This window comes from Rhodococcus sp. FW305-130, assembly GCF_058788335.1.
Map to the genome: position 1 here is coordinate 1,538 of NZ_JBYTAP010000004.1, position 17,228 is coordinate 18,765.

Annotated in this window: 14 protein-coding genes; 6 read left to right on the plus strand and 8 right to left on the minus strand. The window is 61.5% G+C overall.

The features are described 5' to 3' along the window. The 3 genes from AC3WQS_RS13190 to ggh form a co-directional block, all read right to left on the minus strand. A partial coding sequence (locus AC3WQS_RS13190; RefSeq protein WP_492741486.1) for a DUF7927 domain-containing protein occupies positions 1–3,411 on the minus strand: 3,411 nt, incomplete at its 3' end. A 978-nt stretch (positions 3,412–4,389) separates the two neighbouring features. After that, positions 4,390–5,085 carry a glycoside hydrolase family 25 protein gene (locus tag AC3WQS_RS13195; RefSeq protein WP_370334015.1) on the minus strand — a complete coding sequence of 232 codons (696 nt, stop codon included), beginning with the start codon at positions 5,083–5,085 and terminating at the stop codon, positions 4,390–4,392. Positions 5,086–5,192: 107 nt separating this feature from the next. After that, entirely contained in the window at positions 5,193–6,530 is a 1,338-nt protein-coding gene (gene ggh, locus AC3WQS_RS13200) for a glucosylglycerate hydrolase (RefSeq protein WP_019746148.1), read from the minus strand. Positions 6,531–6,640: 110 nt separating this feature from the next. Here ggh and AC3WQS_RS13205 point away from each other — a divergent pair, with 110 nt between their 5' ends. From AC3WQS_RS13205 to AC3WQS_RS13215, 3 genes are all read left to right on the plus strand, one after another. Beyond that, positions 6,641–7,339, plus strand: coding sequence for a haloacid dehalogenase type II (locus AC3WQS_RS13205; protein WP_492713231.1), 699 nt, complete (start codon positions 6,641–6,643; stop codon positions 7,337–7,339). A 72-nt stretch (positions 7,340–7,411) separates the two neighbouring features. After that, on the plus strand, positions 7,412–8,323 hold the full coding sequence (locus AC3WQS_RS13210) for a cation efflux transmembrane domain-containing protein (protein WP_492713230.1): 912 nt from the start codon (positions 7,412–7,414) through the stop codon (positions 8,321–8,323). 119 nt (positions 8,324–8,442) lie between these two features. Continuing rightward, the gene (locus AC3WQS_RS13215; RefSeq protein WP_492713229.1) at positions 8,443–9,804 is read left to right on the plus strand and encodes an HNH endonuclease signature motif containing protein; all 1,362 of its coding nucleotides are present in this window, start codon (positions 8,443–8,445) and stop codon (positions 9,802–9,804) included. 49 nt (positions 9,805–9,853) lie between these two features. On the opposite strand, the gene AC3WQS_RS13220 is transcribed toward AC3WQS_RS13215, so the two are convergent. Continuing rightward, entirely contained in the window at positions 9,854–10,855 is a 1,002-nt protein-coding gene (locus tag AC3WQS_RS13220; RefSeq protein WP_492713228.1) for a PHP domain-containing protein, read from the minus strand. 60 nt (positions 10,856–10,915) lie between these two features. Between AC3WQS_RS13220 and AC3WQS_RS13225 the strand changes: the two genes are divergently transcribed. Then, entirely contained in the window at positions 10,916–11,326 is a 411-nt protein-coding gene (locus tag AC3WQS_RS13225) for a TIGR03668 family PPOX class F420-dependent oxidoreductase (protein WP_031330968.1), read from the plus strand. Between the two features lie 144 nt (positions 11,327–11,470). Further along, positions 11,471–12,223, plus strand: a complete 753-nt coding sequence (locus AC3WQS_RS13230; RefSeq protein WP_492713249.1) for a cyclase family protein — start codon at positions 11,471–11,473, stop codon at positions 12,221–12,223. Here the strand turns inward: AC3WQS_RS13230 and AC3WQS_RS13235 are convergent. The 4 genes from AC3WQS_RS13235 to AC3WQS_RS13250 all read right to left on the minus strand — a co-directional run bounded on the left by AC3WQS_RS13235 (position 12,220) and on the right by AC3WQS_RS13250 (position 16,438). Continuing rightward, entirely contained in the window at positions 12,220–13,752 is a 1,533-nt protein-coding gene (locus AC3WQS_RS13235; protein ID WP_141488080.1) for a GGDEF domain-containing protein, read from the minus strand. The two genes, AC3WQS_RS13230 and AC3WQS_RS13235, sit on opposite strands and share 4 nt — an antisense overlap. 149 nt (positions 13,753–13,901) lie before the next feature. Continuing rightward, positions 13,902–14,780 carry a metal ABC transporter permease gene (locus tag AC3WQS_RS13240; RefSeq protein WP_141488079.1) on the minus strand — a complete coding sequence of 293 codons (879 nt, stop codon included), beginning with the start codon at positions 14,778–14,780 and terminating at the stop codon, positions 13,902–13,904. 3 nt (positions 14,781–14,783) lie between these two features. Beyond that, positions 14,784–15,515 carry a metal ABC transporter ATP-binding protein gene (locus AC3WQS_RS13245; RefSeq protein ID WP_492713227.1) on the minus strand — a complete coding sequence of 244 codons (732 nt, stop codon included), beginning with the start codon at positions 15,513–15,515 and terminating at the stop codon, positions 14,784–14,786. After that, complete coding sequence (locus tag AC3WQS_RS13250; RefSeq protein WP_019746158.1) at positions 15,512–16,438, minus strand: metal ABC transporter substrate-binding protein; 927 nt, start codon at positions 16,436–16,438, stop codon at positions 15,512–15,514. The genes AC3WQS_RS13245 and AC3WQS_RS13250 overlap by 4 nt, the downstream gene beginning before the upstream one ends. A 77-nt stretch (positions 16,439–16,515) precedes the next feature. Between AC3WQS_RS13250 and AC3WQS_RS13255 the strand changes: the two genes are divergently transcribed. Then, complete coding sequence (locus tag AC3WQS_RS13255) at positions 16,516–17,193, plus strand: SDR family oxidoreductase (RefSeq protein WP_070796666.1); 678 nt, start codon at positions 16,516–16,518, stop codon at positions 17,191–17,193. The last annotated feature ends 35 nt before the right edge of the window (positions 17,194–17,228 follow it).

Here is a 17,228-nt window from a genome sequence, read left to right on the forward strand (position 1 = left end):
GTTACCGGCGTTCGTGAACGTGAGCGTGTACTTGATGTCCTGACCGGCAACAACATTCGAACCCGACACCGGATCAGAAGACTTCACCACGGCGATCTTCGGAGAGACCACCGGATGCGTCGTGCACAGCTGAGTCGCCGGATCACACACCTCCGGAGGATCAACCGGAGGAGTCGTACCCGGAACAACGAAGTTGTTCACGAACACCCCACCGACCACATCGGCATTGACCTTCACCGAATACGTCACCGTCTTCGTTTCGCCGGCCGCCAAGGTCCCCGTCACCGAGAAACCATCGCTGCCGACCATCGTCGCAGCCAACGGAGCATCAGCAGTCAAACCACTCAATGCACCCTTGTCCACAACCTGACGCAGATCGTCGAAGTACGCGACCTCACCCGCACCGTTACCGGCGTTCGTGAACGTGAGCGTGTACTTGATGTCCTGACCGGCAACAACATTCGAACCCGACACCGGATCAGAGGACTTCACCACGGCGATCTTCGGAGACACCACCGGGTGTTCGGTCGTGACCGGCGGAGGAGTGATCTCCGGACCGGTCGGCGGCTTCGCAGTACCGGTGACCTTGTTGTTGACCAGAACGCCGCCGGCAACACCGTCGTTGATCTTCACCTGGTAGGTCAGAACAACCGACTTACCGGCTTCGAGTGCACCGGTCCAGGAGAGCGTGGTGCCCGACAGAGTCGGAACAGTCGCAGGAGCACCATCGACCGTCGCCTTGAGCGAACCGTCCACCAACGTCGCATTGTCGAGAACCTTCGACAGATCATCGGTCAACACCACCGGATCAAGAGTCGTCTTACCCGTATTGGCACCCGTCACCGTGTACGTGATCGTCTGACCAGCAGCAACATTGGTACCCGACACCGGATCCGCAGTCTTCGCGACCGTGAAACCCGGAACCAAGTGATTCGTCTCCACAGAAGGAGGAGTGATCTCCGGACCGGTCGGCGGCTTCGCAGTACCGGTGACCTTGTTGTTCAAGACTGTGCCCGCGGCAACGCCGTCGTTGACCTTCACCTCATAGGTGAGAACGACGGACTTACCGGCTTCGAGAAAACCAGTCCACGAAAGGGTGGTGCCCGACAGAGTCGGATCAGCGGCAGGAGCACCGTCGACGGTCGCCTTCAGCGAACCGGGAACGACAGCGGCGTTATTGAGAACCGCACCCAGATCATCGTTGATCTTTACCGGATCGAGCTTCGTCTTACCGGTGTTGGTTCCGGTGACGGTGTACTTGATCGACTCGCCGGCCTGAACCGTCGAACCGGAAATCGGATCAGCAGTCTTCTCCAGTTTGAAGCCGGGAACCGAGTGATTCGTCTCCACCGTAGGAGGAGTGATGTCCGGACCGGTGGGTGGCTTCGCAGTACCGGTGACCTTGTTGTTCAGAACCGTGCCCGCGGCAACGCCGGCATTGACCTTCACCTGGTAGGTCAGAACAACAGACTTACCAGCCTGGAGATTGGCGGACCACGACAAAATGCTGCCCGACAGGGTCGGAGCAGCGACAGCAGCACCGTCGACGGTCGCCTTCAGCGAGCCCGGAACGACAGCAGCATTGTTGAGAACCGCACTCAGATCGTCTTTGATCGTCGCGGGAGTTAGGGCCGTCTTGCCGGTGTTAGCACCGGTGACCGTGTACGTAATGGTATCGCCGGCCTGAACCGTCGAACCTGTCGCGGGCACAGCGGTCTTCGCGACCGTGAACCCGGGCATGGGATGCGTCGTGCAGAGATTGGTTGCAGGATCGCATGTTGTGGGAGGAGTTGTTGTCCCCGGAACGAGGTAGTTGTTCAGGACTTTGTTGCCACCGTCTTTGACCGTGACGGTGTAGGTGACTGTCCCTTTGCCGCCGGCTGGCAATGTGCCGCCGACTTTGATTTTGTCGGCGCTGTCCAATGCAGCGGTGAGTCCGCCTGTAGCAGCACCGACCGCAACCGTTCCGTCATCAATGACGTCGGCAAGGAAGTCCGTGTAGTCGATCGTTGCCGGCGCAGTGCCGGGATTCTCGAAATTCAGAGTGTAGGTGATTGTTTGGCCGATATTGACCGTCTCACCGGTAGGTGGTGACGACGACTTCTTCACGAGAACCGGAGTGTTCTTGACCTTGCAGTACACGTTGTCGCCCGGTGTGAGTGCTGCCTGCGCAACGTCCCCGACCCTGAGCGCCTGGGTCACACCGTTTACCTGGCAATCCCATGACGTCGCATAGTTCGCGGTCTTGGTCGCCGAGGTAGTTGGCTTCTCCCAGAACGTGACAGGAGTAGGTGTCGTATCTGCGAGGAGCGTACGCCAGCCAGTCGATGCCATCGTATCTGAAGCGCCGGTCGTGGTGCTCTTGATCTCGGTCGCTGCAGCAGCACCCGCGTTTGCGTGGTGGCCGGTGCTCATGCCGATAGTGAAATCGTCACCGGGGGTGACGCGCGTGAGGTCCTTGTCGATCTTGACCTTCGAGAGCAGGACACCGAAAGCCAGACCCTGACGAGAGGTCGCCAGAACGGTATTACCGAACGTCGCCGCGAAGTTGGTTGGAGCGGTCGATGCAACAACCAAAGTGCCCGGCGAATACTCCTGGTTGTTGACCAGGTTCCAAGAATCGCATCGGACGGTGGTGGCGGGCATAGCCGTCAGCCCACCGTCACAAGCGCGAATTCCGGGATAGCCAGGTTCGTCAACACCAACTGTGCGCGCGATTTGTCGCAGCGGCTTGTCCGAATTGAAGGTGAGGAACTCTTTGTCGGTTGATGTGTTTGCGTCAGTCGACTCGGCATCGGCTGCTACGAGACCGTAGTTGTACACCGTGCCATTGGGCCCGGTCATCACGATGTTCTTGAGCGACACCGTCCCGCCGGATTGTCCATTCACGGAGGACTTCTGGTAGATCGCGGGCTTGATCGTCGACGGCACACCCGTGTAGGCGGACGTTCCCAGCGCTGAGTAACTCAACGTGGGGAGTGCCTTCGCTTCGACCCCCTGATGCGTCTTTCCTGCTACCGAGTCGGTGAGGAAAGCCTTGAAGTTGATCTTGTAGCCCTCGGTGAGCTGGATTTCCATCGACTGCCCGGCCGCGGATGTGGCCGCGGCTTCGTTGAGCGCCGACATGTCGATCCAACAGATGTTCTGCGAGAAAGGGCCAGTGTTAGGGGCGCTGAAGGCACAGCCCTTTGCGGGCTGTTCGTCCGGCAGGACAGCAGCACGAGCCGGCGTCTGAGCCTGAACGGGACCGCCGAGCGTCGCGGCCGGCTGCGCTGATGCAGCTACTGCCGTCGCGCCGGAGAGGCCGAGAATCATCGCGATGGCGGTCCACACCACCGTCCACGCTCGCACCCAGGGCGGGAGCCCTGCGGTGAATAAGGCCGACCTTGTCGGCGGTATGTCGTTAGGCATTTCTTACTCCCCAGGATGTGCCTGATCGATGTTCGGTGGACGGAGATGCGAGAGCGCTGGCGCGAACTCCCGATTGATCGGTTGGTTCGGGTCGATCCGCCTGTTTTCGGCTGATCGACCTCACACCGGACGCTGTTGCCGGTCCTGTCATTCGAGCTCCTCTTCGGAAACACCTGGTGTTGGAAGAGCCGCCCTGAACAGGACCTTGGCCCTCGAAATCCGTGCAAATCGAGAGCAACCTTCCAGTTATCTGGTTCAAGATAACAGATAACCGGGAGCTTGCCCATCGAAAGTCAGACAAAGCAGACCGATCGACGTTTTTGTTCGTAGATCGGACAAGCTTCGAGGAGCAGCGTTGTTCAAGCGAACAATTCAGCCCTCGGCGCACGGCACTGCGCCGGACGCGATGGCATTCAGCGTTTCCGCTGACCAGATCGGGTGACGACCAACTTCGAGGCGACCAGGAATCTGGACGAATGCCCAATATGGATAAGGCCTGTTGGATGCGCCACAGCCCCTCGAACCATGAACGGAAACTCCGTACTGAATGGAGTCCAATCGCCCGTGCAAGCACGTAGAAATTTATCGAATTGGTCCAGACCGCACCCGGCGACGGCTGCCGGTAACGAAGCACTCCGGCGCTCCGATAATTGGGTTGCGAGGCGCCATCTTCGACCGAAACCGAGCGGGCGCCTTCGAGCCAGACCCAACTTCAAGTCCGTTTTGTAGCTTTTCGGTTGGAGCAGTCCTGCTCATTTTCTGCCATAGCTATCTTCTGATCCTGCTCAGCTAGTCGAAAGTTCAGCGACCGTGGCTACCACTCGGCAGAATTCTCGTAACTGACGAGCAACAACCGGACTAACCAGCCAAGCGTCACAAGAGTGCCAAAAAGGGCCCTTCCGCGTGCCTCGAGGCAAATGCATCGAGGGCGAAAGGGCCCGAACCGGGCACCACGGAGCCAAGGGCCCCCGCCGCAAACTAGCTGCTGCCGAACCCCACACTGTTGGCGTAGCGATCGAAATCGCCCTGCGCCCCGCTGTAAACGTTGATATCGGTATTTCCGGTGATCCCGGGGATGCGTCCGGTGCTGGTGTACTGCCAGAAGGTCCAGTTGGACCAACCACCGGGCAGCGGGCCCGGTGCGTTCTGCCCGTTGTAATCGGCGATCCACAGCGGGTAGTGGTTGAACTCGGTGGTGTTGGCCATCTGGGTACGCCAGAAGTTGGGGTACGTGTAAATGATTGGCTGCCGCCCGGTAAGTGCCTGGACTGTATTCAGGTAGCGATGAGTCCAGTCGATGACCTGACCGGCGGGCAGTCCCTTCGCGTCCTCGAGATCCAGGACGGGCGGGAGGTCACCAGGTCCGTTGATACCCAGGACGATCGCCGAATAGAAGGCAGCCTGGGCTTCGGGGGACTGGCGAACATCTGCGTAGTGGTAGGCCCCGCGCGAGACGCCGGCAGCCCGCATGACCAGGCAATCCTGGATGAAGTACGGATTGACGTAGTTGAGCGACTCGGTGGCCTTGACCATCGCGAACTCGTGCCCTGACGCCTTGACCTGGAACCAGTCGATTCCGGTTCCGTCCACGTGCTGCCACGACGAGACGTCCGGGCCGCGGGGAGCGTCGGCAGCGGCGAGGCCAGGTGCCGTGATCGCGATGGCAGCTGCCATCGCGATCGGGGTGAGCTTGCCCAGTGTCCTGACGATCCGTCGCTCGACCATTTCCCGAGAGTAAGGTCGACTAGTCCGTTTTGTCCGCTAATTCAGGGAATGTTCACTCAACCGAGCCAATCGAGAACGGCCGCCGCGGTCCACGACTGTTGCATACTGCCCAGCGGCTCACCGGTGAAAGGCTCGTAGTACTCGGCAAAGCTGCCGTCACTGGCCTGCCGCAACCCCTCCGAACGCAAGACGTGCGATCGCTCGGCCCACCCCCGACGCGCGAACGCCCACGAGAACAACCACGTGATCACCGGCCACACCGGGCCGCGCCAATACTCCCGAGGACGGAAATCGCCGGAAACCGGAGACGTCGACGGTGGGACGGCAAATCGCATGTCCGGGTGGCCACAGAATTTGGGCCCCTCGAAAGTACGCAACAGAGCGCGCTCGGCATCGCGGCTCAGGCCGCCACACAGCAACGGCGCAAACATCGCGATGGTCTCGGTATGAACCCATCGTCCGGTGCGAAGATCGAAATCCTTTGCTGCACCCGATCGTTCATCGGTGGTGGCAATTACGCCCTGCCGGAATCGATCTGCCCAACCGCGCAGATCACGGACGTCGGAGTTTGGTCGCGAATGCTCCTCACCGATAGTTGCCAAAACGTCACATGCCATCGAGAAAACCGCACTGACAAACACGTCCTCCACGGCAAAACTCATGGCAGTGGCGAGTTGAGAATCCTCGTACCTCACGGCCTTCATCTCTTCGAGAAGCCAAAGGTAGCGGTCGTATTCGTGATCCGTGGGTCGCTGAGACAAGTCGGTCACCACAGCGAGATCAGCGCGCTGATACGCAGGCACTTGTCCCGCAACAACATTCGCGTATGCCAGATCCCATCGCGGAGAATTGTCCATCCCCGATTCCCACCCGTGATAGAGCGCGATGCGGCCGTTGCCGTCGAGATCGCGGGCCTCCGCCAACCAGCGGTGCCACCGAACCAGATCGCTCCAGCGCCGGTCGAGGAACTCTTCCGCGACCGCACGCGTCGTACGTCCGTGCCGACGCGAATGATCGAGAATCCGCTGCACCGCAATCGCGTGAACGGGGGGTTGGGTGATTCCCGACGTAGCGGTACCCAAAGGAGCATGCGCTGCCAGCGCATTGACATCCCACCGCGTCGGGCCGGGGAAGTAGCCGTCGACACCGTTCGCGAACACGATGTGCGGAATCATTCCGTTCTTCCACTGAGCCGAAAGCAAGGTATCGAGCTCTACTACCGCCCGTTCGACGCTGAGCGGCGCCAAACCTACCGCGACGAACGCGGCGTCCCAGCTCCACATGTGGGGATACAGCTTCGGGGCAGCGCTGGTCATCGTGCCCAGGTCGTTTCCGCGCAGCAGGTAGGCAGCTCGGGCGGCGAGCTGAGTCGGGGTAAATCCGCGGTCGGCCATAGATGTCTATTTTGCGACGCGTGGCGCCTTTGCGCTCATCGAGCACGAATCGGGCGCCGTAACCGCGATAATGTGGCAACACCGTCAGGCGATCTCGAAGTGGAGGGCTTGTGCGCGAGAAGATCAAAGCACTGCTGTTCGACGTCCAGGGCACAGCGACCGATTTTCACAGCACCCTGTGCCGAGAGGCCCGTCGGATCACCGACGCCGACGTCGACTGGCCAAGATTCGTCAATCTCTGGCGCGCTGAGTACTTCGCGAACACCTCCGAGGCCGACGACTCCACAGGCGAATGGGTGACAGTACATTCGGTGTACCGCGAGGCTCTGCGCAAGCTGTTGGCCCGCGAGAGCATCGAACTTTCCGATGCCGAACAGGAAGAACTCACCACCGCCTGGAAATTCCTGGACCCGTGGCCGGACACCGTCGCAGGCCTGACAACCCTGCGCCAGCAGTACACAATCGCTGCCTTGTCCAACGCCGATGTGAATGCCGCAGTCAGCATCGCCCGGCAAGGAAATCTGCCATGGCATGCCGTCTTCACCGCCGAAATGGCCGGTGTCTTCAAACCAGATCCGAAGATCTACCACCTGGCTGCTCGATACCTCGGGTTCGACCCGGCCGAGATCATGATGGTTGCCAGCCACAAATATGACATCCGGGCGGCCAAAGCTCTCGGATTCCGCACAGCCTTCATAGCTCGACCACTCGAATTCGGAGCCAGGGGCAATCCCGATGTGTCATTCTCCGACGAGTTCGACATCAACGCCGAGGACTTTCTCGATCTGGCAGCGCAATTGGTCCACTGATGCCGTGCCTGCGCGTCGTTGCTGGTATTCCTACGTGAAGGAATATCGAAACGGACAGGCGGTTTGGATTTCATGGGCACCAAGGAAGACAGCGCTACCCGCGAACGCAAGGCCCTGCGGTACTCCCTCGTGGTCGCAACGGCGTTGGCTGTGCTCGCCGCATTCTGGGGCTGGATCTCGCAGTCCCAGGTGATCCTGCTCGACGGTGTGTACGCCCTCATCGGAATGGTGTTGACGGCGCTGTCGCTGCGGGTCTCGCGGATAGCCGACTCGGGCCCCACCGCACGCTTCCCCTTCGGTAAGGAGGCATTGATCCCGGTAGTCATCGCTGTCCAGGGCATGGCGCTACTGGCGACGCTCGCCTACGCCGCAGTCGAGGCAGTTCGTGTCATCCTCGCGGGCGGGGCCGACGTCACCGCGGGGTCGCTGGTGGCATACGGCGCTGTCAGCGCAGTGGTGTCGATCATCATCTGGCGCTACGTCGGACAAGTCGACCGCACATCTGATCTGCTCGTCGCCGAAGCCAGGCAATGGGGAGCGTCGGCTGCCTTCAGCGCGCTGGTCGCAGTCGGTGCTGTCGTCGCAATGATCCTGGGCCGCACCGATTTCTCCGACGCCGACCGATATGTCGACTCCGTCTTGGTCCTCCTCGGCTGCGCGATGTTGGTCCCGCAACCGTACGCACTTCTGCGAACCGCACTGATCGAACTCCTCGAAGGTGCTCCCGGCGAAAACGTTCAGGCCCGCGTGCACGAAGCCATCACCGCCGTCCGCGACGAATTCGGTTTGGACGAACCGACTCTCACCATGAGCAAGGTGGGTCGCAAGCTGTATGTCGAAGCGACGTTCATGGTCGCGCCACACAGCTGGGACATCGACGGTGAAGACGCAGTTCGACGCTCGTTCGCCACCAGCCTCGCCGATCTCCCCTACGAACCGTGGCTGAACATCGAACTGACTACAGATCCGGCGCTGATGCTCTAGCGACGGAATATGCTCTCGAACAACAGAATCACGACGGCCGGGCCCACCGCACCTTCTCGAAATCGTCCTTGACTCGAAAGTATGTTCGAGTATGATGGGAGATGGAACGGGGGGTTCTCATGACGATCGACACCATCGACGACGCTGTCACTGCCGTGGTCAACAGCTCCGCTGTGGGTGTGCGCGGACGATTGTGGCGGCTGCACCCCAGCGACGTCCGCGAGATCGCCATCACCGCGTCAGCGGAAATCCTTCGCCTGGAAGCCATTCGAGTGGCCGCCGTCGACACCCTGACGTTGAACCCGGACGAACAAGTACTCTGCTACCGCGGCACCGGACAATGGCTCGCGAACCACACCATGCTGCAAATCTCCACCGGCAGAAGAATCGCAACCCTAGGCAAAGCGCTACGGTCATTCCCCGAGATCGAAGACCAATTCGACTCCGGCGACCTCACTTTCGAGCACGCAGCACTGATAGTGGCGTTCTGCGAATCCCCACCCAAAACAATGCCCGACGCCGCGCTACCGTACTGCCGCGACACACTCCTCGCGGCAGCATCCGGCGTCGAAGCAACCACCGTCAAACTGCGCTACGCCATCAGCGTCCTCGAGCACATGTTCGAATCCGACGACATACCACCAAGCGAAGACACCGATCGCAACGAACTGCGCATCTCCCCGACCCTCAACGGAAGAGTCGCCGTCCGAGGCGATTTCGACGGAGTGACCGGCGAGATGCTTCTCTCCGCCCTCTCCAGCCTCTCCATGCCCACCCCCGCCAAGGACGGCACACCCGACAAACGACCCGCCGCCACACGCAACGCAGACGCCATGGCGGAGCTGATCCGGCGCTACCTCGACAACGCTGCCACCGGTATCGACGGCGGCCAACGCCCACACCTGAACGTGCACATCAACGCCAAAGACCTGGCCTACCACCGTGAATGCGCCACAACGGGTGATGGCTCAACACCTGGCCCGTCCGAGGACGACGATCCCGGCATGCTGGATCTCGACATTCACGATCTCGACAAACAAGATCTCGATGTCGGCCACATGCCCTGGATGGGACCACTGAGCGTCGGCCGCACCCGCATGATCGCCTGCGACTGCATGCTCGGCGCCGTCCTCCTCGACGAAAACGGTGCCCCACTCGACGTCACCCCACTCAAAAGGCTTGTCACCGCGGCACAACGCACCGCCCTGATCGCCCGCGACAAAGGATGCGCCTTCCCCGGCTGCGACTGCGTCCCCGCCTGGACCGACGCCCACCACATCAAACACTGGGCAAAAGGAGGACCAACCATCATGGACAACCTGGTCCTGCTCTGCCGAACCCACCACACCCTGATGCACCGAAAACCCGGATTCACCGGACAATGGGAAATCCGGATAGGCGCTGATCACCTGCCCTGGTTCATCCCACCGCCAGGCATCGACCCCGACCAGAAACCCCGTCGCTCCACCACGCGGATCTGAACCCGGAGGTCACCGAGCAAACGCCTCGGTGACCCATTCCGGCATGCTCTCAATTGCCCGCCCACTCCAAAAGATCTTCGGCGGTCCACGTATTGATCACCCGATCCGCTTCGATGCCGCACTTTTCGGCCCGGTCACAGCCGTAGCCCTGCCAAGCCAGCTGACCGGGGGCATGGGCGTCGGTATCGATGGAGAAAAGACAATCGAGATCGCGGGCCAACTCGATCAAACGCGAAGGCGGGTCACGACGCTCCGGTCGGGAGTTGATCTCGACGGCGGTCCCTGATTCTCGGCAGGCCTCGAACACTTTCTCCGCATCGAACTGCGACTCGGGCCGGGTTCCGCGAGCACCCTCGACAAGACGCCCGGTGCAATGCCCGAGAATATCGACACGCGGATTTCGCACTGCAGCAAGCATTCTGCGGGTCATCGCCTCGCGTTCGGACCGCAGCTTCGAGTGCACGCTCGCCACCACGATGTCGAGTTCGTCGAGTAGATCGGGATCCTGATCGAGTGAACCGTCCTCGAGGATGTCCACCTCGATTCCCGTGAGGATGCGGAAGGGAGCCAGTTCGGCATTCAACCCGGCTATCACGTCGAGTTGAGAACGTAGGCGCTCCGCGGACAGCCCGTTGGCAACAGTGAGGCGAGGCGAATGATCGGTGAGGGCGCAGTAGTCGTGGCCGAGTGCTGCTGCGCGTCGCATCATCTCTTCGATGGGGCTTCCGCCGTCGGACCAGTCGGAGTGTGTGTGGAGATCGCCGCGCAGCGCTTGGCGCAATGGGCCGTCTCCGATGGGCTCGGCCTGCCCCCGCAGTTCCTCGAGATACTCGGGGACGCCGTCGTACGACTGGGCGATGATCATTGCCGTCTTGGGCCCGATGCCGGTGAGAGCCTTCCAACTGTCGGCCTTCCGGCGAGACTCCTTCTGCTCGTCGGACAATCCAGCAAAGACCTCCGCAGCTCGGCGATAGGCCTTGACGCGGTGCGTTTCAGCGCGTGATCGTTCGAGCCAGTAGGCGATCTCCCGAAGCGCTTCATCCGGTTCCATGAGACCACTGTTCCGTCAGCAGCGGCTCGCGGCAAGCCTTGATCCCCTTACGCTGTGAATATGGACGACCCGAGAGCACGATTCGAAGCCGCGCGGGTGGCTCACCTGGCAACGGCAGATGCGGCCGGCGTTCCGCACATCGTGCCGCTGGTATTCGTTTTGGTCGGCGACACCGTCTATTCCTGCGTCGACCACAAACCGAAGACCACCACCGCTCTTCGCAGGCTCCGGAACATCACCGAGACGGGGCGTGCGAGCCTGCTCGTCGATCATTACGACGACAACTGGTCCGCACTCTGGTGGGTCCGCGTCGACGGACGCGCGGAGGTCCTCGGCCCCGGTACCAAGGAGTCCGAGAGCGCAATCGACGCTTTGGCCGCAAAGTATCCGCAGTACGTAGATCACCGACCGCACGGACAGGTGATAGCCGTCCGCGATGTGGAGTGGTCGTCATGGTCGGCAGCAGCCTAAGGTTCTGTCCTAGTGTTCAAGGAGCGAAAGTGATTGCAACACTCTCAATTCGGGCAAATTGGCGGGGGATCGATGAAACGACGACAGTTACTTCAGCGCGCAGCCACAGGCCTGGCGCTGGTAGCGGGGCCTCAGGTGATCGACATGGGTAGCAGTTCCGGAAGCAGCCAAGACGCAACAACCCCGTTGGATGAGCTGTTGCAAGCCGTTTCGCTCTCCCACGTGAACGACCCCGCGACCACGCCGATTTTTCCCGGCGATCCCGCGTTCACTCTCGACACAGCGGCAACCATCGCAGACGACGGCTACTACCTCCAGTACGTCAAGGAGGGTGAACACACGGGCACACATTGGGGCGCACCCGCGCACTTTCAGGAAGGTGGACTCACAGCCGACCAACTCGATCCGGCCGACCTCTTCCTTCCCGCAGTGAAGATCGACATCCGGGACAAGGCTGCCGCCGATTCGGACTATGCGCTCACGGTCGCGGACCTTCAGGAGTGGGAAACGCGCAACGGCAAGATCCCCGATGGAGCGGCCGTAGTTCTCTGGACCGGTTGGGAATCGCGCTGGGGTAGCGAAGAATATGCCAACGCCGATGCCGAGGGTGTCACCCACCAACCCGGATTCTCGGTGGACGCGGCGCAGTGGCTGATAGACACCGGACGCTTGGGCACCCGCGGAGCATTGGGAACCGACACCTTCGGTCCCGACCTCGGAAACGACGAGACCTACCCCGTCTCGACGCTCCTGTACGACAAGCATCGAATCAGCCTGGAGAACTTGAACAATCTTGCCGCCCTGCCAACCACCGGGGCGAGCATCCTTGTCGGTGGCGCGATCAACAAGGCCGGATCGGGTTCACCGGCAACGATCTTCGCACTCTTACGGCGCTAGTCTTCGCGGCGATCGCAGTAGACGACAACGGCGCCCTTCCCGCTTCTCTTCGCCTCGTACATCGCCGCATCGGCTCGGCGGAGAAGAGCGTGTGCACTCAGCGGCTCGTCCGCCAACTCGAACTGCGCGACACCAACGCTCGCACCCACCGACACCGATGTGTCTGCAGTCTGATCAGAACTGAGCGCGTCGACGATCCGGCGGGCTACGACGACGGCGTCGTCGATCGGGCCCTGCAGAAGCACCGTGAATTCGTCGCCGCCGAATCGAGCGACAAATGCACTCTCGGGAACCGCTTCGCGCAGACGCGCCGTGAGGGCAACCAGCAACCGGTCACCGGCCGGGTGCCCGTAACGATCGTTGACCTGTTTGAAGTCGTCCAGATCGACAAGCATCAGCACCCAATCGGAGTTCGTGAGGCGGTAGTTCTCGATGGCGCTCGCGAAGTGTTCGTCGAATGCGGCCCGGTTGGCGAGCTCGGTGAGTGGGTCGTGATGCGCTCGGTACCGGAGTTCGTCCTGCGCAGCGGAGATCTGTTGGAGGAGCGCGTCGTTCTCGAGGAGCGTGAGTATCTGGCGCACCAGCGCGAGAACCAGCACGCCGACGCCGAGTATCACGACCACGGCATCGAGGTTGCCGACGATCAGTGCCTGAACAGTCACGATCGTCGCGATCACCGCGATCAACAGATACGGCAGCAGCAACTGAGTCCGATCACTTCGCCACTGCTGTGGCGCGTCGCGGTTCCGAGGCTCGGTTCGCTTCGTCAGCGCCGCCAGGGCGATCAAAGGCGGCCCCGCGATGAACCCGGCATCGGCGATGGTCGGCATACTCTCGGCGCCGATCGCGACCAAGTACGCGTACAAACTGTCCGAAAGGGAGAGCATCACCAACCCGCACCCGAGGAACGTCAGCGGTTCGCGGATCTCGGCAACGGCCTTCGGCCCGATGACCATCAGCAAGACCATCGCGATCAGAACGAAGTCGGTGATCGGATACATCACCGCGACAAGAAACCCGAGAGATCCCGTCGGACCGGTATGAACGACGGCGCCCAGGGCGGTCGTCCACGTGAGGATGAACAATCCACCGACAACGACAAGACCGTCGAGCGTCAGCACGAGCCAGAGATGGATCGGGCCGATCGCCTCACGCCGGGGAGACTCACGTACCAGCGACAGAAGCGCCGGTACGGCAAACACCGGGAACATGAAGAAACCGATGTCCGCGATCGACGGCGACGGAAGTGGTACGTGGAGAACTGAGCGGTAGAACGCCCAGAAGAACATTCCGAGGGTCCAGCCGGCCATACCGAGAGCCATCAGAGTTCGCCAACGACGCTCGACTCCGTGATGGCGCCGCGACGTCCACCAACAGACCGCAGTCGCAGTGGCGCCGCCGACGAGCTGGGCGACATCGTCCACCAGAACCGAGGTTCGTGGGCTGAGCAGCCCGGATCCGGCGAGGACGATGACCGCAACAACGACGCCGAGAACCAGCCACGTGCGTCGTGCTCGGAACAGCGTCATCGAAGGGCCCATCGGTGTTCAAGGCGTCACCACCGATTGTCTTGCAGCCGGCATCGTTGCGGCCGGAATGTTTGTGGTGACGAATGCCCGTACGAACCTACCCGATTTGGTAGCGGATTGTTAACTGGACGAACGATCAAGACCGCCCGTCAAGCCGCGGCGCTGTATTCCGCTCGGGTCCTACGCCGCTGCGAAGTCCATTTCGCGATCACCCCCTGCGACGGGCTGAACAGGTACACCAGGGCGAATAGGATGCCCTGCGTCATCACAACCATGCCCCCGGAAGCTGTGTCGAGGTAGTAGCTGACGTAGATACCCGTAATCGCGCAGATTGCGGAAACCACCGGAGCTATCACCAGCATCCGCGAGAACTTGTCAGTGAGAAGGTAGGCCGTCGCGCCGGGGATGATCAGCATCGCCACCACCAGCACGACTCCGACAGCTTGCAGCGCCACAACGGACGTGAGTGCGAGGACGCCGAGTAGCAGCGATCCGAGACGCTTAGGCGAAAGACCTATCGCGTTGGCATGGATCGGGTCGAAGGCGAACAACGTCAGATCGCGACGCTTGATCAACAGAATGCTCAACGCCAACGCGCCGAGTATCGCGACCTGCAGAAGATCGGACGAGCTCACCCCCAGCAGGTTGCCGAAAATGATGTGGTTGAGATCGGTCTGGCTGGGGGTCACCGAGATGAGAACCAAACCGAACGCAAAGAGAGTCGTGAAGACGATACCGATCGCGGCGTCTTCCTTGACGCGGCTGGTGTTACGGATCAGTCCGATCAGTGCGACGGCGATCAGCCCGAAGATCAAGGCCCCGATGGCAAATGGAGCGCCGACGACGTAGGCGAGGACAACACCGGGCAGGACAGCGTGCGACACTGCATCACCCATCAGTGACCACCCGATGAGCACCAACCAACAACTGAGCACCGCGCAGACAACCGCCGCCACAACCGCAACGGCCAACGCGCGCACCATGAATCCGTACTGGAGAGGATCAAGTAGCAGTTCTACGAGGTTCATCGATCAGGTCCTGTCCATCACGTCGAGACCGAAAGCCAGGGCGAGGTTTTCCGGTTGAAGCACGGTGTCCGGGTCGGCGTGCACCAGGACCTTGCGCATGAGCAGTACCGCCTCGTCGCAGAGTTTCGGCACCGCGTGGAGGTCATGGGTCGAGACCAAGATCGATCGGCCGTCGGAAGCCAACTCTCGTAGCAGCGTCGAAATCGTTGCCTCGGAACGCTTGTCGACGCCGGCAAAAGGCTCGTCCAGCAACAGTATCGACGCGTCCTGTGCGATACCGCGTGCGACGAAGGCGCGCTTCTTCTGACCACCCGAGAGCTGACCGATCTGACGATCCGCAAATCCGGTGAGTTCTACTCGCTCGAGGGCCTCTGCCACCGCCTCGCGATCTACACGCCGCGGACGTCGCAAGAACCCGAGGTGGCCGTACCTGCCCATCATCACGACGTCACGGACACTGATCGGGAAGGTCCAGTCGACGTCTTCACTCTGCGGCACGTATCCGACGCGCCCGCTCTTGCGCGCAGCGGCTGCGTCGAGACCGGCGATTCTCACAGAGCCGTTGTCCGGCTTGATCATTCCCATGATCACCTTGAACAGGGTCGACTTTCCTGAACCGTTCATACCGATCAGTCCGCAGACGCTTCCGGAATTCAACGTCAGATCGACATGGTCCAGTGCGTGGACCTCGCCGTAGTGAACGCTGACGTTTTCGACGCGAATGGCTTCGTTCATGATTTACCGCCGGTCAGACCGCCGAGGATGACGTCGGTGTCGTGGCGAATCATGTCCAGGTAGGTGGGCACGGGACCGTCGGCTTCGGACAGCGAGTCGACGTACAGCGTCCCACCGAATTTCGCACCGGTCGCCCCGACAACCTGCTGCATGGGGGCATCCGAGACCGTCGACTCGCAGAAGACGGCGGGAACGGAATTGGCCCGGACGAAGTCGATCGCGGCGATGATCTGCTGCGGCGTCGCCTGCTGCTCGGCATTGACCGGCCAGATGTAGGCCTCGCTGAGTCCCGCGTCCCTGGCCAGATAGGAGAACGCACCCTCGCAACTGACGAGTGCACGCTGACCTGCGGGCAATGCCGCCAGCCCACTGACCAGGCCGTCCTGAACTGCTTGCAGTTCCGCCTTGTACTTCGCGCCGTTCTCCGCAAATGCCGAGGCATTGTCCGGGTCGAGGTCACTGAAAGCAGTCACCATGTTGTCGACGTAAATCTGCGTATTCAACGGAGACATCCATGCATGCGGATTGGGCTTGCCCGCATAGGCGTCGCCGGCGATCGGAATGCCTTCGACGCCGTCGCTGACCACGACGTGTGGCACGTCCAGACCGTTGACGAATTTCGCGAACCACGCCTCGAGGTTCATGCCGTTGTCGAGGATCAGATCGGCTTCGCTCGCCCGCCGAATGTCTCCGGGCGTCGGCTCGTAGCCGTGGATTTCCGCCCCCGCCTTGGTGATCGACTCGACGCGAAGGTGATCGCCGGCAACGTTCTGGGCGATGTCCGACAGCACGGTGAACGTGGTGAGCACCACCGGGCGGTCGTCGTCGGAGCCGGAATTCACCGCAGAACAGCTGGAGAGAAGCAGGGCGGCGAGGGCGGCAATTCCCAGGCGGCGGAAGTTCTTCGCGTCGCGAGTCGTCATGGTCGAACTCTAATATGTGGGTAAACAAATACACAAGTTCGTATAGCCGAACAATCTTCACTCGATAGGCTCGGACCATGCGTCCTACTGCCTTGATCACCGGTTCCAGTCGCGGCCTCGGAGCTGCCATCGCACGCGAACTGGCGCCGACACACGACCTGCTGCTCGGTGCACGATCCGCACAGGCCCTCGAGCCGATCTGCGCCGAACTGCCCGGATCGACGCCTCTACCCCTCGACCTCACGGACTACGACGCCGTCGCGGTCGCTGCCTCGTCCATCACGACGCTCGACGTGCTGGTACACAACGCCGGCGTGGCCGACATCGGAACCATCGAGGAATCCTCGGTCGATCAGTGGCGGCGCACCCTCGAGGCAAACGTCATCGCCGTCGCCGAACTCACTCGTGTCCTCCTTCCTGCCCTCAGGGCAGCCGGTGGCCACGTCGTACTGATCAATTCGGGTGCCGGACTGCGCGCCAACGCCGGCTGGGGCTCGTATGCAGCCAGCAAGTTCGCCCTGCGCGCTTTCGGAGACGCACTGCGCCTGGAAGAGCCGTCCTTGCGGGTCACCTCCATTCACCCCGGTCGGATCGACACCGACATGCAGCGCGACATCGTCGCCGGTGAGGGCGACGAGTACGACCCGGAGCGCTTCCTGAAGGCCTCCACTGTGGCGCGTGCCGTACTCACTGCCGTCGAAACACCGTCCGACGCACACCCCACGGAGATCGTGCTTCGACCTACCGGCCGGTAAATCCCCAGTTCGCCGGTAACGGAATGATGACGATG